Genomic DNA, 20,074 nt, shown 5'->3' with positions numbered 1-20,074 from the left:
AGGCGGTCAGATGAGACAGTCAACAGAGTTAACACCTAAGCAGATTGTTGAAAAGCTTGACCAGTATATTGTAGGTCAGCGCGACGCAAAAAGGGCGGTTGCTGTAGCACTTAGAAACCGGTACAGAAGAAATCTTCTTGATGAATCAATGAGAAATGAGATCATACCAAAAAACATTTTGATGATGGGACCTACAGGTGTCGGTAAAACAGAGATTGCAAGAAGAATTGCTAAGCTCGTTGGTGCACCATTTATAAAAGTCGAAGCTACCAAGTTCACTGAAGTAGGCTATGTGGGCAGAGATGTTGAATCAATGGTCCGTGATCTGATGGAAACTGCTGTGAGAATCGTAAAAGAAGAAAAAATGGTTTCAGTGCAGGGGAAAGCAGAAGACAATGCGAATAAAAGGCTTGTGAAGCTCATTGTACCTTCTGCTAAAAAATCTCAAAATTTTAAAAACCCTTTTGAAATGATGTTCGGTGGCAATGAACCAAATCAGGATCAGCAGTCTGACAATCAGGAAGACGAATCCTCACTGAAGGAAAAGCGGAGTGAAATTGCGCAGAAACTGAAAGCTGGAGAGCTTGAAGACCGAATCGTTACGGTTGAAGTAGATGAGAGTCAGTCAGCTTCTATGTATGATATGCTTCAGGGATCAGGTATGGAGCAGATGGGTATGAACTTTCAGGACGCTTTAAGTAACCTGATGCCGAAAAAGAAAAAGAAGCGAAAATTATCAGTACGCGATGCACGAAAAGTGCTGACGCATGATGAAGCACAAAAGCTGATTGATATGGATGAAGTGTCACAGGAGGCGCTTTACCGTGCAGAACAGACAGGTATCATTTTTATAGATGAAATTGATAAGATCGCATCAAAGTCAACTGGTTCGAGCTCCCAGGATGTTTCAAGAGAAGGCGTACAGCGTGATATCCTGCCAATCGTTGAAGGTTCTACAGTAAGTACGAAGTATGGTCCTGTGAAGACAGATCACGTACTTTTTGTCGCGGCGGGTGCTTTCCATACAGCGAAGCCGTCAGATTTGATTCCGGAGCTGCAGGGACGTTTCCCGATCCGTGTGGAATTACAAAAGCTTGCTGTTGAAGATTTTGTACGAATCTTAACAGAGCCTGATCATGCGTTATTAAAGCAGTATACTGCTTTAATGGCGACTGAAGGGATTGAAGTGGACTTCACAGAAGATGCTGTCAGAAGGCTTGCAGAGATTGCTTACCAGGTGAATCAGGAAACTGATAATATTGGTGCCAGAAGGCTTCACACAATCATGGAAAAACTGCTTGAGGATTTATCCTTTGAAGCTTCTGACATCGCGCTTGGCACAATTTCAATTACGCCTGCTTATGTCGATGAAAAACTCGGTAAAATTGCCGGGAACAGAGATCTTAGCGAGTTCATTCTATAAATGTTTTGAGATTTTTGATTCAGGGAAAGATGATAAGAAAAAATAGATAATCGCAGGAGGAATTCAGGATATGAATTTACTAGGAAAAACAAGAGAAATTAACTCAATGCTTCAACAATCAGCCGGTAAGCCGGTTAACTTTAAGGAAATGGCTGAAACACTAAGCGGTGTCATTGAAGCAAACGTATTTATATTAAGCAGAAAAGGAAAACTTCTAGGATTTGCTGTTAATCAACAGATTGAAAACGAGCGGATGAAGCAGATGCTTGAGGATCGTCAATTCCCTGAGCAATACACAAAAAACCTGTTCAACATTACTGAAACATCACCAAACCTTGATATCGAAAGTGAATATACAGCATTCCCTGTTGAAAACAAAGATCTTTTTGCTAAAGGCCTTACGACAATCGTTCCGATTATTGGCGGGGGAGACCGTCTTGGTACATTAATTCTTGCGCGTGTGAAACAGGCGTTTGAAGATGATGATCTGATCCTTGGTGAATACGGTGCTACAGTTGTAGGAATGGAAATTCTGCGTGAAAAAGCAGATGAAATTGAAGAGGAAGCAAGAAGTAAAGCAGTTGTTCAAATGGCGATCAGTTCACTTTCATATAGTGAACTTGAAGCGATTGAGCATATTTTTGAAGAACTTGATGGTAAAGAAGGTTTATTAGTTGCTTCAAAAATTGCCGACCGTGTAGGAATTACACGCTCTGTCATTGTTAACGCGCTAAGAAAGCTTGAAAGTGCCGGAGTAATTGAGTCCCGCTCGCTTGGGATGAAGGGTACTTACATTAAGGTATTAAATGACAAGTTCCTAGTTGAACTTGAAAACCTGAAAAGAAACTAATGTGAAGCCGGCTATATGCCGGCTTTTGTTATGCAAAAAATGCTATAAAAGGCAGAAAATAAATTTATCGCTCTAAAAAGGATATAGATAATTCAGCATCAGCAGCAACGATCGGTGCTGTATTTTTTTGGAATTAAATATTTTAATGTGTCTATAATGTGAACAAAAGAGGATGGACGGTTAGATATTAGAGTATAAATATGGATGTCAGGTTTCAAAATAATAACGCCAAAAATGCCTCTGTAATAGTAGTTCCATAAATTGTACATAGATATTAGAAAACACTTGTTCTTCGGTTTAAACTGATATAAAAGTACCTTTTTATTAAAATGTATCTTTATGACTACAAAACTTTAAAAAGAAAGTATAGACTAGACATAGTTATGCCATTAAAATGATGTATAAGTGATTTTTTATATTGTCTGAAAATAAGACAATTAGTCGAATGTCAGAGAAATGAGGTATCTGAATGAACTTATTTTCGGGAACGATTAACTCTCTCGAAAGGGGACTTGATTATTCTGCGGTTAAGCAAAAAGTCATTGCAAATAACGTGGCAAACGTGGATACACCAGGGTATAAGTCTAAAGACGTGAGTTTTAAATCAATGTTACAAAGTGAAATGAAATTGTCATCAAATCAATCAAATCCTAAACATTTTGATTTATCAGATCATCAATATGATCATGCGGTCATTACAGACCGTCCTTACAGCGTGCGAGAAAATGGAAATGGTGTTGATGTGGATAAAGAAATGGCGGATCTTGCTACGAACCAGATTTACTATAATGCACTAATTGAGAGAATCAGCGGCAAGTTTGGTTCACTGAACAGTGTGATTAGAGGAGGTCAGTAATGACAATGTTTCATTCGATGAATACAACGGCCTCAGCCCTTACAGCACAGCGCCTTAGGATGGATGTCATTTCTTCTAATATGGCAAATGTGGATACAACCAGAGCAACATTTGAAAATGGTGAATGGCAGCCTTATAAGCGCAAGGCAGTTGTGTTAAAACCGCAGGGTGAAAATTTTTCATCCTTTTTGAATACAGCGATTAATAAACCTTCAAAAGCAGGGGAAGGTGTAACGGTTTCTAGAATTATTGAAGATAATGAAACGCCGGGCGAGCTTTTGTATGATCCGGAGCACCCCGATGCGAACGAAGAAGGGTATGTTGAGATGCCAAACGTCGATCCGCTGAGGGAGATGGTAGATCTGATGTCTGCTACACGCTCTTATGAAGGGAACGTAACTGTGTTTAATGCCAATAAGTCAATGATGATGCAGGCCCTTCAGATTGGGCGATCTTAATATCTGAAAGTGAGGAAGTTAAGTGACGATACACAATATTAATACGGCAGGGCTGAATCTTTTAAGTCTGTCAACTGAACAACATTCAAATAAAATTTCACCTTATAATGCACAGCAGAACTTTGCAGCGATGCTGAAAGATTCAATTAATGAAGTAAATGCTGCTCAAATTGAAAGCGACAAGATGACAACCCGGATGATTAATGGAGAAGATGTTGAACTCCATGACGTAATGATTGCTTCCCAAAAGGCATCTGTGTCCCTGAACCTTTCAATGGAGATGAGGAATAAGGCCGTTGAAGCGTATCAGGAAATAATGAGAATGCCTGTATAACGATATTTTTAAATGGGAGACCGGAGGATTGTCATGAACGAGAGATTTAATCAGATGTTTACAAGCGTAAAGACATTCGCCGGCACAAGATCTAAAAAACAGTGGTATTTATTCGGCGGGATTGCGGTATTGGCTATTTTGCTTATTGTACTAATTACATTCTTTTCAACCAGACAAACAATGGTACCGTTATACAGCAATCTTACGCCCTCAGAAACTGGCATGATTAAAGAAACGCTTGATGGCAGAGGGATACCGTCCGAAATAACAGAAGGCGGAACTGCGATCCTGGTGCCGGATATACAGGCTGAGACCTTAATGGTGGAGCTTGCTGCTGAAGGAATACCAAACACGGGTAACATTGATTACTCATTTTTTAGTGAAAATGCCGGTTTTGGTATGACAGATAACGAATTTAAAGTCATGCATGTAGATGCAATGCAAACAGAGATTGCGACATTGCTTCAAGGAATTGATGGTGTACAGGACGCAAGAGTCATGATCACGATTCCTGAGCAGGGTGTTTTCCTGAATGATAACCCGGAACAGTCTTCAGCATCTGTCGTGTTGAATACACAACCGGGTTATCAGTTTGATGAGGGACAGGTTCAATCACTCTATCACTTAGTATCAAAAAGTGTCCCTGATTTGCCTACTGATAATATCGTCATTATGAATCAATTTTTTGAGTATTTTGATATGCAAAACCAAAACTCATCTCTTGCGGGTGTTAACTTAACTGACCAGATGGCGCTAAAACAGACCATTGAAAGGGATCTGCAGCGGCAGGTTCAGATGCTGCTTGGCACGCTGGTCGGCCAGAATAAAGTAGTTGTAAGTGTCTCCACTGATATTGATTTTGATCAGGAAAACCGTGAAGTAAATGAAGTCACTCCTGTTAATGAAGAAAACATGGAGGGCATTGAAGTAAGCGCAAGAAGAATCACTGAAACGTTTGAAGGTACTGATGCAGCAGGGGGTGTCCCTGAAGGAGAAGACCCTGCTGATAACCTCACTGGATTTGTTGAAGGTGCTAGCGGATCAGGAGACTATGAGCGCGAAGAAGAAACAGTTAATTATGAAGTAAACAGAATCAGAAGAGAGATTGTTGAAAGTCCATACCGAATTCGTGATATCGGCTTTCAGGTCATGGTTGAGCCGCCAGATCCAGACGATCCGGCTTCACTTCCTATAGCAGATATTGAAAATATGCTCGAAACAATTATCAGTACGTCAATTGATGCTGATGTAGCGGCAGAGATAACACCAGAAGAAATTGCTGATAAAGTAGTTGTGTCAGCACAGGTATTCAATGGTGGAATTGACTTTGCGGAAACTGAAACTTCACCAGCCATTCCTTTATGGGCTTACATTGCAGGAGGGGTGTTACTGCTTGTTGTCATTGGTTTGATTATCTTTATTATCCGCTCAAGAAGACGGGTTGAAGAGGAAGAAGAGAGCTTTATGGAGGTACAGGAATCATTTGATGTACCGGATGTAAATGATGAGAAAGAAACTGAAGGAACATTAAAAAGAAAACAGCTTGAGAAAATGGCGAAAGAAAAACCCGAGGAATTCGCAAAGCTTCTCAGGTCCTGGATTGCTGATGAATAGGAGTGTTTTAAGTGGCTAGAAGAGAAAAAGAATTAAGCGGGAAGCAAAAAGCAGCAATTTTGCTCATCTCACTCGGCCCTGATGTAGCATCTTCTGTTTACAAGCATCTGGACGAGGAAGAGATTGAGCGGCTGACACTCGAAATATCCGGGGTTAAAAAAGTTGAATCAGAAGTAAAGGAGGAAATCCTGGAGGAATTTCACCATATTGCGCTTGCCCAGGATTATATTTCTCAGGGCGGAATTGGCTATGCGAAGTCTGTTCTGGAGAAGGCATTAGGAGCCGATCAGGCGAATGCCGTGATTAACAGATTGACATCCTCATTACAGGTGAGACCTTTTGATTTTGCGAAGCGTGCCGACCCGATGCAGATATTTAATTTCATCCAAAATGAGCACCCACAGACGATTGCACTGATCTTATCGTATCTGAACCCACAGCAAGCAGGACAGATTTTATCAAGTCTTCCGCAGGATGTTCAGGCTGATATCGCCAAGAGAATTGCTGTTATGGATAGTACAAGTCCTGAGGTCATCAGTGAAATTGAATCTGTGCTTGAAAGAAAGCTGTCGAGTACGGTTCAGCAGGACCACACTGAAACCGGTGGAATTGAATCTGTTGTAGAAGTGTTAAACGGTGTAGACCGGGCAACAGAAAAAACGATTCTGGATTCACTTGAAATTCAGGATCCTGAGCTTGCTGAAGAAATCAAGAAAAGAATGTTTGTCTTTGAAGATATCGTAACGCTTGATAACAGATCTATTCAGAGAGTAATCAGAGATTGTGAAAACGAAGACCTGCTGCTTTCTATGAAAGTATCAGCTGATGATGTTAAGAGTGTGCTGTTTAAGAATATGTCACAGCGAATGGCTGAAAATTTCAAGGAAGAAATGGAATATATGGGTCCAGTCAGATTACGTGATGTAGAAGAAGCGCAAAGTAGAATTGTTGCAGTCATCAGAAGGCTTGAAGAAGCCGGTGAAATCATTGTAGCACGCGGTGGAGGAGATGATGTGATTGTCTAGAATCATCAAATCGGGTTTCGTAGGGGAACCACAATCTGTAGGAAAGCCTATTCCGTTCAGACAGATCCTCTCAAATGCTGAACACACTGACGATACCTTAACATGGACCGTTGAACAGGCGAGACGTGAATCAAATAAACTGGTTCAGGATGCTAATGTTCAGGCACAGCAATTACTTGAAGACGCGCAGCAGCAGACAGAAGAGCTCCTGTCGCGTATTGAAGAAAAGAAGAATCAGTGGCAGATTGAAAAAGAAGCGCTTCAAAAACAGGCATATGAAGAGGCGTTTGCCCAAGGATATGAAGAAGGGCGAAATAAAGGCTATAACGATGTATCTCATTTAATTAATGGAGCGCAGGAAGTCGCTGCATCGGCAAAAGAAGCTCTGCAGGCTCACCTTGAAGAGAATGAAATGGTCATCCTTGAACTGGCAATAAAAGCCGCAGAGAAAATTATATCTCAGCAGCTCGGAGGGTCACCCGAGAAATACCTTCCTGTTGTGAAAAAAGGCATTAAAGAAGCAAGGGAAATGAAGGAAGTAAAGATCTATACAGCTGTTCAGCAATTTACGTATTTGCAGAGTGAAAGAGAAGAACTGCTCGCATTATTCCCAACAGATGTAAAACTCTATATTTATCCGGAAGAAGAATTAGAGCCGTATAAATGCTTTATCGAAACGGCAAATGGACGAATCGATATCAGTATTGATACACAGCTTACAGAGTTAAAAGCAGGTCTGGTTGAAATTTTGAGGAGTACAAAATGAAAGCCGCAGAGCTAATCAAACATATTCAAACGATTAAAACCGTTCGCCACTATGGAAAAGTGAAGAGGGTCATTGGGCTCATGATTGAATCTCAAGGTCCTGAAAGCTCGATTGGAGAAGTGTGTTACATACATGTCCATTCCAGCTCAAGAAAACAGACAATCAAAATTAAAGCTGAAGTGGTCGGTTTTAAAGATGAAATGGTTGTTTTAATGCCCTTTACACATGTTCAGGACATTGCTCCCGGCTGCATTGTTGAAGCAAGTGGGATGCCGCTTGAAATTCGTGTAGGTGAGGCGCTGATCGGGAAAATTGTGGATCCGCTCGGGCATCCGATTGACGAGAGTGTTCTTCCTGCAGGGATGAAAAACGTTACAACAGAACAGGAACCGCCAAATCCGTTAACAAGACCTCCGATTAATGAAGTAATGGAAGTCGGTGTAAAAGCAATCGATGGCATGCTGACGGTTGGAAAAGGTCAGAGGGTAGGGATATTTGCAGGAAGTGGCGTCGGCAAAAGTACGCTGCTTGGCATGATTGCAAGGAATACAGAAGCGGACCTTAATATAATTGCGCTAATCGGAGAACGTGGCAGAGAAGTAAGGGAATTTATTGAGCGGGACTTAGGTCCTGAAGGTGTGAAGAAAAGCATCGTCATTGCAGCTACTTCTGATCAGCCTGCACTGATGAGAATTAAAGGCGCTTTGACGGCAACCGCAATCGCGGAGTATTTCAGGGATCGGGGCTTGAACGTCATGCTTATGATGGACTCTGTTACACGTGTGGCGATGGCCCAGCGTGAAATTGGTCTGGCGGTCGGTGAACCGCCAGCTACCAAAGGTTACACACCTTCTGTTTTTGGATTATTACCAAAACTTCTTGAGAGAACGGGTACAAATGAACACGGAAGCATTACTGCTTTCTATACTGTTTTAGTTGATGGAGACGATATGAACGAACCAATAGCTGATACAGTGCGGGGGATACTCGATGGACATATTGTACTTGACCGTTCAATTGCTAATAAAGGACATTATCCGGCGATCAATGTGTTAAAAAGTGTCAGCCGGCTCATGAACCACCTCGTTGACGAAGGACACCTGCGAGCTGCTGAAAAAATGAGGGAAATGATGAGCACGTATGAACAGGCTGAAGACCTGATCAACATCGGTGCTTATAAAAAAGGTTCATCCAGGGAAATCGATCAGGCAATACAATATCAACCGCTGATCAAACAATTTTTAAAACAGTCCACTGATGTGAAAGTGCAGCTGTCTGAAAGTGCAGGACAGCTGATTCAGTTATCTGAAAAGGGTGAGGGGTAGTATATGGCTTATCAATACAGATTCGAACGTGTACTGACTGTGAGAGAAAGAGAGCAAAAAGAAGCAGAAGACCGGTACAGAGACTCAGTTAATTCTTTTGAAAAAATGGCTCAGAAATTATATGAACTTTTAAAAAAGAAAGAATTGATGGAAGACTCACAGGCGGATCAGATGAAATCCGGTATCCCTGTGCAATTACTCAGACACGGTCAGCAGTTTCTGACAAACATTGAAAAAAGCATTTCTTACCAGCAAAAATTAGTGATGGATGCCCGAACAAACATGCAGCGCCATGAACACCGACTGATGGAGCGAAACATAGAAGTCCGAAAATATGAAAAGATACGTGAACATGACAAAAAGCGGTATATTGCAGAACAGGAACAGGCTGACAGAGAGCAGATGAACGAATTGTCAATTGCGCAATTTATGAACCGCAGAAACAGGTGATATAAATGAAACAAAAACAGCAGAAGCAGTCGATCCGGAGTGAAGTGGAAGAAACTAAATCCCCCGGAAAATTACAGGTATTTTTTATGCTGATTTTTGTACCGTTACTCTTTTTGATCTTTATATCGCTGATTGTGTTGTCAATTCTCGATTTCAATATTGTCGAAAAAGCAGAAGAAGCAGGTATAAGTATTCCTTTTATTAGCGGAGATGAAGAAGTTTTAGAAGCACCTGAAAATCCTGAAAAAAGAATTGTCAGCCTTCAGGCCCAAATAGAAGAAAAAGATGTGTATATCACTCAGCTGGAACAAGAAATGGTCAGTCTTGAAGATGAGAATGATCTATTAATTGAAGGTCAGGAAAAACTACAGGCTGAAATTGAAAGACTACAGGCAGAACGTGAAGCAGCGGGCAGGGAATTTGCAGAAGTTGTATCAGTTTATGAGGACATGAAAGGGAAGGAAGCGGCACCTATCATCATGGACCTGAATGATGAAGATGCGATTCGAATTCTCTCAAGTCTATCAGCTGAAATGGTTGCCGAAATCTTTTCAGCTATGCCTTCAGCAGAAGCAGCGCGTTATACAGAGCTGATATCATCACGTACTCAGTAATAATTGAAAGGAGGTGAAAAGAATTGATCGGACCATTAACGCTACAGACAGCAAATGCTCCTCAGCAATTAGGCAGTGTGATGGATAAAGTAAGTGCTTCAAAAGATTTGTTTAGCAAAATGCTGTTAAAAGCCGGGGAAGAATCTTTGAATCTGAATGAAGTAGAAATATCAGATATCAAATCTCTCTTTGGAGATCTGATGGAGGTCTTGGAGACAGAAGATTTCTCTTCATTTTTGAAAACAGCAGAGAAAGTAGACCCTTCAATTAAACAGATGTTTTTAATGTTTGATAATGAAGAAATCATGGATCTGACGTTGCCGGAACTGTTACTTGCAGCAGGAGTAAGTGAAGACCTGGTTGATCGGGCAGCCGTTTCAACCGTATCAGAAATTGAACAGTTGTTAATAGACAGTTCAGTTACTGAAGGAACTGATAAGCAGTCTGTTATTAAACCATTACTTAATGGGATATTGCAGTTAATGTCACAGGCCATCAGCCAAAACAATGAACCTTCAAAACCTGATGTTCAAAACGGCAAATTGACATTTATTCATGAAGATCTTGCTAAACTGATAATTCTTACTAAAGGGCTATCACTCATTGATCAGAAAAAGTCAGGCGCAGACCAGTCAAAGCTGGTGCAAAATTTGACTCATTTAATGGAAGAAGTTGAGGGTATCTTCAAGTCTGCTGTGAAGGACTTGGACGCTCCAATTAAGCAGGAGCACTACAACAAGTCATTGGCACCTGAACCATTGAAAACTGAAAACGGCATGTTGAACCTGCAAACATTACAGCTGCAAGCTGGGCCGGTGAAATGGTCATTAGCGCAGAGCACAAGGCAGCCTGACGCTTCACAACAGCTGATGGAACAATTTCAGCAAGTCATGCAAAAAGCGAACTTTGGAAAAGTGAACGGGACAGAAAAGCTGATGATCCGGCTTCAGCCTGAACACCTGGGAACCTTAAAGATCGAACTGCTTCAAAAAGACGGTATGATGACCGCACGAATCATTGCATCTACAGCAGTTGCAAAAGAAATGATTGACGCTCAGCTGAATCAGTTAAGACAATCATTTAACGCACAGAACTTGCAGGTTGAAAAAATTGAGATTGCCCAGACAGAAACTGCTGAATACAGACTTAATAAAGATAGTGAACAAAAGCAACAGGGTGAAGATCAGCGAGATAATCAGCAACATAACAACGAACAGAGTGATGATGAACAGATGTCATTCCATGACATATTCTTAAATATTGAGGTGTAATGATTGGACTCGACAAGAATTAACGAAAGTTTATTTCTCTCTTCATTAGAAAAAAAGAAGCTTGAACCTAAGAGCGATACGATGGGAAAGGATCAGTTTTTAAAACTATTAATCGCACAGCTTCAAAATCAGGATCCAACCAAACCAATGGAAGATAAAGAATTTATTTCTCAGATGGCTAATTTCTCAAGTCTTGAGCAAATGACAAATATGGCAAACTCATTTGAAAAATTCGCTGGGATGCAGGAACAGACAGCGCTTATTCAATACAACGAGTTTGTAGGGAAAGAAGTGAAATGGGATAAAATGGACACTGTTGATGGAGAAGAGGTTTCATCGAATGGTAGAGGAGTTGTAGAAACCGTAAAGTTTAAAGGCGGGTCTGTAGAATTTACACTTGAAGACGGAACAACACTCACACCAGGTAATATATCTGAAGTAAATAAAGGAGAGCTACAGGATACTTTGCAACAGGCTAGCATGATGATTGGGAAAAAAGTCAGCTGGAAGAAAGACGATAAAGAGCTTGAAAGTACAGTACTTTCGGTTTCAAGAAAAGATGGTGCAATTTGGCTCCACACAGAAAATGAGCAGCGTATAACCGCTGATGAGCTGATTAAAATCGCACAGTAAAGGATTTGAGGTCATGGAGCATATCCGATTTAACCCGCTTCACACACCACCGGCTGCCCCTGTTAAAAAACAGATCAGGCAATCTGGATTTGCAGATAAGCTGCAGCAGGTTTTAGGAGATGAGCTGAAATTCAGTAAACATGCAAACGAGAGATTAACGTCGAGGAATATCCATATCACAAATGACCAGTGGCAAAGGGTAACTGATAAAGTAAATGAAGCTGACAGTAAAGGCGTAAAAGATTCACTCGTTCTGCTTGAGCAGGCTGCATTAATTGTCAGTATTCAAAACAGAACAGTTGTTACTGCTATGGATAAGAAAGATTTAAACGACCAGATATTCACGGACATTGATGGCACAATCATCTTAGAATAGGCGGACCTTAGATAAAGGAGCCTTAGAGCCAGCTGACCGACAGAAGCGGCTCACGAAAGGGGAAAATAAACAATGATTCGTTCAATGTATTCAGGTATTGCAGGACTAAAAAACTTCCAGACAAAATTAGACGTAATTGGTAACAATATCGCTAACGTAAACACATTTGGCTTTAAAAAAGGCCGTGTGACTTTTCAGGAGGCAATGAACCAGACGATTTCCGGTGCAACTGCTGCGGTAGACGGTCGAGGCGGTAAGAACCCGTTGCAGGTAGGTCTTGGCTCAGTTACAGCAACAATTGACAGTGTTCAAACACAGGCTTCACTGCAATCGACCGGTCGATCGCTTGACCTTTCTATTAATGGAGATGGTTTCTTCGTTGTTCAAGGTCCGGGTGGTGAGAACCTATATACACGGGGCGGAAACTTTTATCTAGACCAGGCAGGTACGCTTGTGAACGGTGATGGCTATAGAGTTCAGCAGTTTAATAATGGTGTGCTGGAGGATATAACGATTAATTCAAGTGGCGTGTTGCCTGCCCAAACAACCACGGAAATGACATTTAGCGGAAATTTATCCAGCTCTGTATCAGATATTAATTACAAAATTTCTCAGCAAATGAAAATAGTTGATGATCAGGGTCAGGAACACACTTATGAAGTTAAAATGACACCAACAAATAATGGTGCTACTCCTCCTGTTATAAATACTGGAGTATGGCAAATGGAATTTATAAATAATTCAGTTAATCCCGGACAACCAGGGGATGCTGGTTATCCATTAAATTCAGACACAATAAATGTAACTTTTGCTAATGGTACTGCTGGAGTGCCTGCAGGGTCATCTTTAAATTTAGTTAGACCTGATGGCGCAGTTGATTTCAACTTTAATGTTACAAATGATATGTTTACAGGGTTAACAAACTTACCTGGAGAGGTTAGTGCTCAAGCACGTGCGAATGGTAATCTTGATGGCACAATCGAAAGTTTCTCAGTCTCACAAACAGGTGTCATTAACGCAGTATATTCAAACGGGCTTGTAGAGCCAATGGCATCAATCAGTCTTGCAAATTTTAATAACCCATCTGGCCTTGTGAAAGCAGGAAACAACCTGTTCCAGGAATCGGTTAACTCAGGTGTTGCGAATATCGGTGATGTGGCAACAGTAGGCGGTTCCATCTCTGCAGGTGCACTTGAAATGTCTAACGTTGACCTTTCAGAAGAATTTACTGAAATGATTACAGCACAACGTGGGTTCCAGGCGAACACGCGTATTATTACAACGTCTGATCAAATTCTAGAAGAGCTAGTTAATCTGAAGCGATAATCCGGTGAGGGGGTGACGGCGTCTTCAGAATAATTGAAGACGCCGGCTTTTATGATCCAGTTAAAGAGGTTAAATGGTAAAGAGTTTATGATTAATGCAATTTATATTGAAACAGTAGAAGCATTTCCTGATACAACGATTACATTAACTAATGGAAAAAAGTACATTGTTAAAGATTCAATGAACGATGTGAAAGGAAAAATCACTGAATTTTATCGCACAATTCATGTACTGAACTTGACACACCTAAAGGAGGAAACAGATGAGGAGTAAAAATAAATTAGTTATAACCATGCTCGTCATCCTTGTATCTATTACACTCATTGGCGTAATTGTACTAGTTGTTTCAAACCAGCTTGCAAAAGGAGGAGAAAAAGAAGAGGAAACATTGTCTGCAGCAGAGAGAGTAGAAGCTACTGTCGAAGTGCCAGAAGTAACGACTAATATTGCTGGTAATAACTTTGCCAGAGTCTCCCTGTACGTTGAAACAGATAGCAAAAAAGCAGCGGAAGAACTAAAATTACTTGAATTTCAAGTGAAAGATATGTTGATAGAAGAATTAACCACATTAACAAAACAAGAGCTTGAAAGTGATGAAGGAAAAGAGATACTAAAAAATAATTTGACATCAAAAATGAATGATCTTCTGCAAGAAGGCGAAGTAATAGATATATATCTTACTTCTTTTGTCGTTCAATAAATATGAAAGATGCAGATGGACGGAGGTGAAGTTACGTGGCTGGAGATATTCTCTCGCAAAATGAAATTGATGCATTATTATCAGCCATTTCAACTGGTGAAATGTCAGCGGAAGAGATCAAAAAGGAAGAGCAGGAAAAAAAGGTTAAAGTTTACGATTTTAAAAGAGCACTAAGATTCTCAAAGGATCAGATCAGAAGTATTTCAAGAATTCATGAAAACTTTGCCAGGCTGCTCACAACATTTTTCTCTGCCCAGCTCCGGACATATGTTCAGATAAATGTAGCATCTGTAGATCAGATTCCATATGAAGAATTTATACGATCTGTACCTAAGATGACGATTTTAAATGTATATGAGGTCCCGCCGCTTGACGGGAAAATTCTCATGGAAATTAACCCGAATGTTGCTTATGCCATGATGGATAGAGTACTAGGGGGACATGGTTCAAGTGTAAGTAAGATAGATAACTTAACAGAAATCGAAACAAAAATCATGTCAACTCTTTTTGAAAGAGCGTTCGATAATTTACGGGAAGCCTGGGGAAACGTTGCTGATATTGACCCTATATTAACTGATTTCGAGGTGAATCCACAGTTTCTCCAGGTGATCTCTCCCAATGAGACAGTTGTAGTGATTTCACTAAACACGATAGTAGGCGAAACGACAGGAATGATGAATATATGTCTCCCTCATGTAGTACTTGAACCAATTATGCCAAACTTATCAATTAAGCATTGGATGCAGTCAGAGAAGAAAGAATTAAAACCGGAGGAGCAGATTCAGCTTGAAAAACGTGTCAAAAAAGCTGATTTGCAGATCTCTGCTGAACTTGGCTCATCTATGCTTCCGATTGAAGAGTTTTTAATGCTTGAAGTCGGTGATGTGCTGGAATTGAATCATCGCTATGATGAACCTGTTGTGCTGAAAATTAGTGACATACCAAAATTTATTGCACAGCCTGGACAACTTGGCAAGAAGATAGGCGTTCAGATTATTGAAGAAGTGAAAGGAGGAGAGGACGATGATGAGTGATGACATGCTCTCCCAGGATGAAATTGATGCATTGTTAAAAGGCACTGCAGATGAGGAGCCTGAGGAAAAAATAGATGAACCGTCCGATCTGCTGGATGAGATGGCGATAGACGCTTTAGGAGAGATTGGTAATATTTCGTTTGGCAGCTCGGCTACTGCATTATCAACATTACTGAATCAGAAAGTTGATATCACAACGCCAACAGTTCAAGTTGTAAAAACTGAAGAAGTTTCAAAGTCGTTCCCACATCCTTCAGTTGCGATTAACGTGCATTATACAGAAGGCTTAAGGGGGAATAACCTGCTCGTGATTAAGCAGGAGGATGCTGCTGTCATTGCAGATCTGATGCTTGGTGGCGATGGTACTAATCCTTCAGATGATCTCGGTGAAATTCAGTTAAGTGCTGTACAGGAAGCAATGAATCAGATGATGGGATCCGCCTCGACATCAATGTCTACAATATTTGGTGTGAAAGTTGATATTTCACCCCCAAGCATTGATTTAGTAGACCTGGAAACGCAAGATGGAATGGCTAACCTTCCTGAAGAAGAAGAAGTTATTCAAATTTCATTTAACTTGAAAGTCGGTACACTGATTGACTCAAATATTATGCAGTTAATCCCGCTTGAATTTGGACAAGCACTTGTTGAGCAGTTGATGGGTGGCGGTCAGACTGAAGCTCAAAACGAAGCAGCAGCATCAGCACCTGTAGCTGAAAGACCGGTTGAGACTGAAAACCGGGTATCACCTGAACCTGCAGAACCTTCAAGAAACATCCATAAACCGGATGAAGAATCTTCAGAAGGCATTCATTTAAACAGAGACCGTGCACCTGCTAAAGCAGTGGAAGTGCAGCCGGCACAATTTTCTCAATTTGATAGCCCGGGTCTGAGTGCGGGTGAATCAAGAAACCTGAATCTGCTACTTGATATTCCGCTTCAGGTAACAGTTGAATTAGGGCGTACAAAGCGCTCAGTTCAGGAGATTCTTGAATTAACATCAGGTTCAATTATCGAGCTTGATAAACTCGCAGGTGAGCCCGTGGACATACTTGTAAACAACCGATTGATTGCAAAAGGTGAAGTCGTTGTCATTGAAGAAAACTTTGGAGTGAGATTGACAGACATCATCAGTAAGTCAGACCGATTAAATAAATTACGCTAATATAGCTGGGGGTTAATAACATGGCCAAGAAAATACTGATTGTAGACGATGCAGCATTCATGCGCATGATGATTAAAGACATTTTAACGAAAAACGGATTTGAAGTAGTTGGAGAAGCTGCAGATGGTGCTCAGGCAGTAGAAAAATATAAAGAGACCACACCTGATCTTGTAACAATGGATATTACGATGCCTGAGATGGACGGCATTACAGCTTTAAAGGAAATTAAGAAAATTGACGGTTCTGCAAAAATTATTATGTGTTCTGCAATGGGCCAGCAGGCAATGGTGATCGACGCCATTCAGGCAGGCGCAAAAGATTTTATTGTTAAGCCGTTTCAGGCGGACCGTGTGATTGAGGCCATTTCAAAAGCGATAGGTTGATGAAAATGATTCAAAAGCTATACATTGTTCTCCTTCTGTTGACTGTTTTTGTCAACGGGGGAGAACAAGTTTTATATGCAAGTCCCGGTAACGTAATAGATTGTATGGGAGATAACCCTTCTGAGGAATGCCAGGAACAAAACGTACCTGCAATCAGTGATTCAGGGGAACCTTCAGGCATAAACTTCTGGACATTTGTCCGCTTAATTGGAGCACTCGCATTTGTCGTCATCCTGTTATTTGCCCTGTTAAAGTTTGTGAATAGTAAAACGAAAAATTTTCAACAAAGCAGGCTGATTAAAAACATGGGTGGTACCACACTTGGCGGTAACCGTTCAGTACAGATTGTAAAAATTGCTGGCAGCTATTATATTCTAGGCGTTGGAGAAGATGTCAATTTGATTAAAGAGGTGACAACGCCTGAAGAAATGGCTGAGCTTGAATCTTACTTTGATCAAAGTGAAACAATTCAGCAAAGCCCGGTGGCAGGCTGGATTGAAAAATTGAAAGACAGAAGTGCAGGTAGAGAGATGAAAGAAGAGCAGTCATTTGGCAGTCTTTTTAAGGATCAGCTGAGAGAACATCGCACAGAGCGTCAAAAAATGTTTGAAAAAGCAAAAAGCAAGGAGCGTAATGAAGATGGATGAGTTCATACAGTTTTTTAATGACAGTCCGCCAGATGATGTAGCAACCTCTGTCAGATTGCTGCTGCTGTTAACAGTGCTGTCACTGGCACCAGGGATCTTAATCCTGATGACTTCGTTTACGCGCATTGTAATTGTTTTATCATTTGTCAGAACATCTCTGGCAACGCAGCAAATGCCACCTAATCAGGTGATCATCGGATTGGCGCTATTTTTAACATTCTTCATCATGGCTCCTGTATTAAGTGAAGTGAATGATAGAGCGTTAACACCGTTATTTAATGAAGAAATAGATTTAGAGACGGCTTATGAAGAGGCATCTATTCCATTTAAGGATTTTATGAGTCAGCATACACGTCAGAAAGATCTAGAGCTGTTTTTAAGTTATACAGAAGCGGAGCGGCCGGAAACCGTTCAGGATATTCCTTTAACCGTAATGGTTCCTGCTTTTGCATTAAGTGAAATTAAAACAGCATTTCAAATGGGCTTTATGGTTTTTATCCCATTCCTTGTTATAGATATGGTTGTTGCTTCCATTCTGATGTCTATGGGAATGATGATGCTTCCGCCTGTAATGATTTCGTTACCTTTCAAAATCCTGCTGTTTATTCTAGTAGATGGCTGGTATCTCGTCATGCAGTCGCTGCTGCAGAGCTTTTAGGTGGGTGAGTTAATATGAATGGAGAAATGGTAATCGCCATAGCAGAACGCGGCGTATGGATTACGCTGATTATCAGTCTGCCGCTGATGCTTGTTGCGCTGGTCGTCGGTTTACTGGTCAGTATATTTCAGGCAACAACGCAGATTCAAGAACAGACGCTTGCTTTTATTCCTAAAATTATCGCTGTGATGATCGCACTGATCTTTTTTGGACCCTGGATGCTGACTCAGCTTGTCAGTTATGCGTCAGATATATTTACTAATCTTACAAGGTATATCGGTTAGTTATGGAAGAATTGTACCCCAGACTGACAATATTATTATTAATTATCGTCAGAATTTCAGCTTTCTTTGTGACAATGCCTTTATTTTCTCACCGGTCAATACCTGCAACACATAGAATCGGGATTGCCATCTTATTATCCTGGATGATGTACTATACGCTTGATGCAGAACCATTTGATATCAATGGCGAGTACATATTGCTGATCATTAAAGAAGCTGCTGTCGGTTTATTTCTCGGATTGATTGCTTATATTATTCTCTCTGCTATTCAGATTGGCGGAAACTTTATAGATTTTCAGATGGGATTTGCAATGGCAAATGTTATTGATCCACAGACTGGTGCCCAGAGTCCGCTGATCGGACAATATTTATATACGCTGGCCATTCTTCTATTACTTACTCTTAATGGACACCATTTAATTTTAGACGGTATTTTCTTCAGCTATCAGTATATTCCGCTCGATCAGGTCACACTCGGCTTTGGAGATCCAATGACTGCCGAGTTAATCGTGAAAGCATTTGCGGCAACTTTTGTCATCGCATTTCAGATGGCTGCACCTGTAGTAGCAACATTATTTCTAGTGGATATCGCACTCGGGATTGTTGCAAGAACCTCACCGCAATTCAATATATTTGTCATTGGTTTCCCTATTAAAATTACAGTTGCTTTTATTGTATTAATCGTTTTAATGGGCGTTACATTTCAAGTGATTCAGAGACTCTTTGATTTAATATTTGTGGTGATGAGGGATTTAATGATCACGCTTGGGGGCGGTTAAAAAAATGAAGCTGAGATTAGACCTTCAATATTTTGCCGGTGAAAAAACAGAGAAAGCTACACCGAAGAAAAGGCAGGATTCACGAAAAAAAGGTGAGGTAGCTAAAAGTCAGGATATTAATACAGCATTTATTCTATTTAGCGTATTTCTGTTTTTATTCTTTGCCGGCGGCTGGTTTGAAGAAAGAATGTTAAATCTTGTCGCTGTGCCTTTGATGGATTATATCAAGCGTCCCGTAACATCAGATACTGTCATCCTAGTATATGGAGAAATGCTCTCACAGGTAGCATGGATTGTACTTCCAATCATGGCGGTTGCAGCACTGGGCGGGATTGTCGGCAACTATTTGCAAATTGGCTTTTTAATTTCTGCAGATCCCCTAAAGCCTAAATTATCAAAACTTGACCCGATCAAAGGGTTAAAAAGAATTTTTTCTGCAAGAGCACTTGTTGAATTAGCAAAATCAATTCTAAAAATCTCTTTAGTGGGAATGACAACATTTCTGGTTTTATGGTTCAGAATTGAAGATGTGTTGGAGCTGTCGCTTTTACCTGTCACTTCAACGTTACAGGTCGCTGGCAGTCTAACCGTACAAATGGGTCTGTTCGCTTCAGCACTGTTGATTATTCTTGCAGTACTTGACTATCTATATCAAAAATATGATTTTGAAAAAAATATCCGAATGTCAAAGCAAGACCTTAAAGATGAATATAAGAACACGGAAGGTGACCCGCTGATCAAATCAAAAATTAAACAGCGGCAGAGGGAAATGGCGATGAAAAGAATGATGTCTGAAGTACCAGATGCAGACGTTGTCATCACAAACCCAACTCACTATGCCATCGTTCTCAAATATAAAGACGGTGAATTTGATGCACCGGTTGTAGTGGCCAAAGGAGTAGATTTTCTTGCCCAGAAAATTAAAACGATTGCAAAAGAAAACGATGTAGTTGCAGTCGAAAACCGGCCTTTAGCAAGGGCATTATATGATCAGGCAGAGATTGGTGATCCAATACCGGAAGAGTTTTTTAAAGCGGTCGCTGAAATTCTTGCCTATGTATACAGAATTAAAAACAAAGTGTGATACTTGAAAGGGGACCGGC

At 40.7% G+C, this 20,074-nt stretch carries 25 protein-coding genes; all 25 read left to right on the top strand.

Annotation, left to right across the window (positions count from 1 at the left end; genetic code table 11):
• Positions 1 to 10: 10 nt before the first annotated feature.
• The 25 genes from hslU (at position 11) to flhB (ending at position 20,055) form a co-directional block, all read left to right on the top strand.
• Positions 11 to 1,423: an ATP-dependent protease ATPase subunit HslU gene (gene hslU, locus ACH6CZ_RS04010; RefSeq protein ID WP_374096127.1), complete on the top strand. Its 1,413-nt coding sequence runs from the start codon at positions 11 to 13 to the stop codon at positions 1,421 to 1,423.
• A gap of 70 nt (positions 1,424 to 1,493) precedes the next feature.
• The gene (gene codY / locus ACH6CZ_RS04005) at positions 1,494 to 2,273 is read left to right on the top strand and encodes a GTP-sensing pleiotropic transcriptional regulator CodY (RefSeq protein ID WP_374096126.1); all 780 of its coding nucleotides are present in this window, start codon (positions 1,494 to 1,496) and stop codon (positions 2,271 to 2,273) included.
• A 469-nt stretch (positions 2,274 to 2,742) separates the two neighbouring features.
• On the top strand, positions 2,743 to 3,129 hold the full coding sequence (gene flgB / locus ACH6CZ_RS04000; protein ID WP_374096125.1) for a flagellar basal body rod protein FlgB: 387 nt from the start codon (positions 2,743 to 2,745) through the stop codon (positions 3,127 to 3,129).
• Positions 3,129 to 3,587 (top strand): flagellar basal body rod protein FlgC, encoded by a 459-nt coding sequence (gene flgC, locus ACH6CZ_RS03995; protein WP_374096124.1) that lies wholly within the window; start codon positions 3,129 to 3,131, stop codon positions 3,585 to 3,587. The genes flgB and flgC overlap by 1 nt, the downstream gene beginning before the upstream one ends.
• Positions 3,588 to 3,609: 22 nt before the next feature.
• The gene (gene fliE / locus ACH6CZ_RS03990; RefSeq protein ID WP_374096123.1) at positions 3,610 to 3,921 is read left to right on the top strand and encodes a flagellar hook-basal body complex protein FliE; all 312 of its coding nucleotides are present in this window, start codon (positions 3,610 to 3,612) and stop codon (positions 3,919 to 3,921) included.
• 33 nt (positions 3,922 to 3,954) lie between these two features.
• The gene (fliF, locus tag ACH6CZ_RS03985) at positions 3,955 to 5,535 is read left to right on the top strand and encodes a flagellar basal-body MS-ring/collar protein FliF (RefSeq protein ID WP_374096122.1); all 1,581 of its coding nucleotides are present in this window, start codon (positions 3,955 to 3,957) and stop codon (positions 5,533 to 5,535) included.
• An 11-nt stretch (positions 5,536 to 5,546) separates the two neighbouring features.
• On the top strand, positions 5,547 to 6,560 hold the full coding sequence (gene fliG / locus ACH6CZ_RS03980) for a flagellar motor switch protein FliG (protein WP_374096121.1): 1,014 nt from the start codon (positions 5,547 to 5,549) through the stop codon (positions 6,558 to 6,560).
• The gene (gene fliH, locus ACH6CZ_RS03975) at positions 6,553 to 7,326 is read left to right on the top strand and encodes a flagellar assembly protein FliH (protein WP_374096120.1); all 774 of its coding nucleotides are present in this window, start codon (positions 6,553 to 6,555) and stop codon (positions 7,324 to 7,326) included. The genes fliG and fliH overlap by 8 nt, the downstream gene beginning before the upstream one ends.
• Positions 7,323 to 8,651, top strand: a complete 1,329-nt coding sequence (gene fliI, locus ACH6CZ_RS03970; protein ID WP_374096119.1) for a flagellar protein export ATPase FliI — start codon at positions 7,323 to 7,325, stop codon at positions 8,649 to 8,651. Before fliH ends, fliI begins: the two co-directional genes overlap by 4 nt.
• A 3-nt stretch (positions 8,652 to 8,654) precedes the next feature.
• Positions 8,655 to 9,101 carry a flagellar export protein FliJ gene (gene fliJ, locus ACH6CZ_RS03965; protein ID WP_374096118.1) on the top strand — a complete coding sequence of 149 codons (447 nt, stop codon included), beginning with the start codon at positions 8,655 to 8,657 and terminating at the stop codon, positions 9,099 to 9,101.
• A gap of 5 nt (positions 9,102 to 9,106) precedes the next feature.
• Positions 9,107 to 9,715 carry a MotE family protein gene (locus ACH6CZ_RS03960; RefSeq protein WP_374096117.1) on the top strand — a complete coding sequence of 203 codons (609 nt, stop codon included), beginning with the start codon at positions 9,107 to 9,109 and terminating at the stop codon, positions 9,713 to 9,715.
• 23 nt (positions 9,716 to 9,738) lie between these two features.
• On the top strand, positions 9,739 to 10,986 hold the full coding sequence (locus tag ACH6CZ_RS03955) for a flagellar hook-length control protein FliK (protein WP_374096116.1): 1,248 nt from the start codon (positions 9,739 to 9,741) through the stop codon (positions 10,984 to 10,986).
• A 3-nt stretch (positions 10,987 to 10,989) separates the two neighbouring features.
• On the top strand, positions 10,990 to 11,619 hold the full coding sequence (flgD, locus tag ACH6CZ_RS03950; protein ID WP_374096115.1) for a flagellar hook assembly protein FlgD: 630 nt from the start codon (positions 10,990 to 10,992) through the stop codon (positions 11,617 to 11,619).
• Positions 11,620 to 11,632: 13 nt separating this feature from the next.
• Positions 11,633 to 11,995, top strand: a complete 363-nt coding sequence (locus tag ACH6CZ_RS03945) for a TIGR02530 family flagellar biosynthesis protein (RefSeq protein ID WP_374096114.1) — start codon at positions 11,633 to 11,635, stop codon at positions 11,993 to 11,995.
• Positions 11,996 to 12,067: 72 nt separating this feature from the next.
• A complete protein-coding gene (locus ACH6CZ_RS03940; protein WP_374096113.1) occupies positions 12,068 to 13,321 on the top strand; it encodes a flagellar hook protein FlgE in 1,254 nt (417 codons plus the stop codon).
• A gap of 51 nt (positions 13,322 to 13,372) precedes the next feature.
• Positions 13,373 to 13,594 (top strand): flagellar FlbD family protein, encoded by a 222-nt coding sequence (locus ACH6CZ_RS03935; RefSeq protein WP_374096112.1) that lies wholly within the window; start codon positions 13,373 to 13,375, stop codon positions 13,592 to 13,594.
• Entirely contained in the window at positions 13,584 to 14,021 is a 438-nt protein-coding gene (locus ACH6CZ_RS03930) for a flagellar basal body-associated FliL family protein (protein ID WP_374096111.1), read from the top strand. Before ACH6CZ_RS03935 ends, ACH6CZ_RS03930 begins: the two co-directional genes overlap by 11 nt.
• 35 nt (positions 14,022 to 14,056) lie before the next feature.
• On the top strand, positions 14,057 to 15,055 hold the full coding sequence (fliM, locus tag ACH6CZ_RS03925; protein WP_374096110.1) for a flagellar motor switch protein FliM: 999 nt from the start codon (positions 14,057 to 14,059) through the stop codon (positions 15,053 to 15,055).
• Positions 15,045 to 16,220 (top strand): flagellar motor switch phosphatase FliY, encoded by a 1,176-nt coding sequence (gene fliY, locus ACH6CZ_RS03920; protein ID WP_374096109.1) that lies wholly within the window; start codon positions 15,045 to 15,047, stop codon positions 16,218 to 16,220. The genes fliM and fliY overlap by 11 nt, the downstream gene beginning before the upstream one ends.
• Positions 16,221 to 16,240: 20 nt before the next feature.
• Positions 16,241 to 16,603, top strand: coding sequence for a chemotaxis protein CheY (gene cheY, locus ACH6CZ_RS03915; RefSeq protein WP_374096108.1), 363 nt, complete (start codon positions 16,241 to 16,243; stop codon positions 16,601 to 16,603).
• Positions 16,604 to 16,608: 5 nt separating this feature from the next.
• On the top strand, positions 16,609 to 17,250 hold the full coding sequence (locus ACH6CZ_RS03910; protein WP_374096107.1) for a flagellar biosynthetic protein FliO: 642 nt from the start codon (positions 16,609 to 16,611) through the stop codon (positions 17,248 to 17,250).
• A complete protein-coding gene (fliP, locus tag ACH6CZ_RS03905; protein WP_374096106.1) occupies positions 17,243 to 17,908 on the top strand; it encodes a flagellar type III secretion system pore protein FliP in 666 nt (221 codons plus the stop codon). Before ACH6CZ_RS03910 ends, fliP begins: the two co-directional genes overlap by 8 nt.
• Positions 17,909 to 17,922: 14 nt before the next feature.
• Positions 17,923 to 18,192 (top strand): flagellar biosynthesis protein FliQ, encoded by a 270-nt coding sequence (gene fliQ, locus ACH6CZ_RS03900; protein WP_374096105.1) that lies wholly within the window; start codon positions 17,923 to 17,925, stop codon positions 18,190 to 18,192.
• Between the two features lie 2 nt (positions 18,193 to 18,194).
• A complete protein-coding gene (fliR, locus tag ACH6CZ_RS03895; RefSeq protein ID WP_374096104.1) occupies positions 18,195 to 18,971 on the top strand; it encodes a flagellar biosynthetic protein FliR in 777 nt (258 codons plus the stop codon).
• A 4-nt stretch (positions 18,972 to 18,975) separates the two neighbouring features.
• Positions 18,976 to 20,055 (top strand): flagellar biosynthesis protein FlhB, encoded by a 1,080-nt coding sequence (gene flhB / locus ACH6CZ_RS03890; RefSeq protein WP_374096103.1) that lies wholly within the window; start codon positions 18,976 to 18,978, stop codon positions 20,053 to 20,055.
• Positions 20,056 to 20,074: the final 19 nt, after the last annotated feature.

The organism is Jeotgalibacillus sp. JSM ZJ347 (genome assembly GCF_044383825.1).
In the GTDB taxonomy this organism is placed as follows: Bacteria; Bacillota; Bacilli; order Bacillales; family Jeotgalibacillaceae; genus Jeotgalibacillus.
The sequence above is the reverse complement of the archived record's forward strand: the minus strand, read 5'-3'. Positions and strand labels throughout refer to the sequence as shown.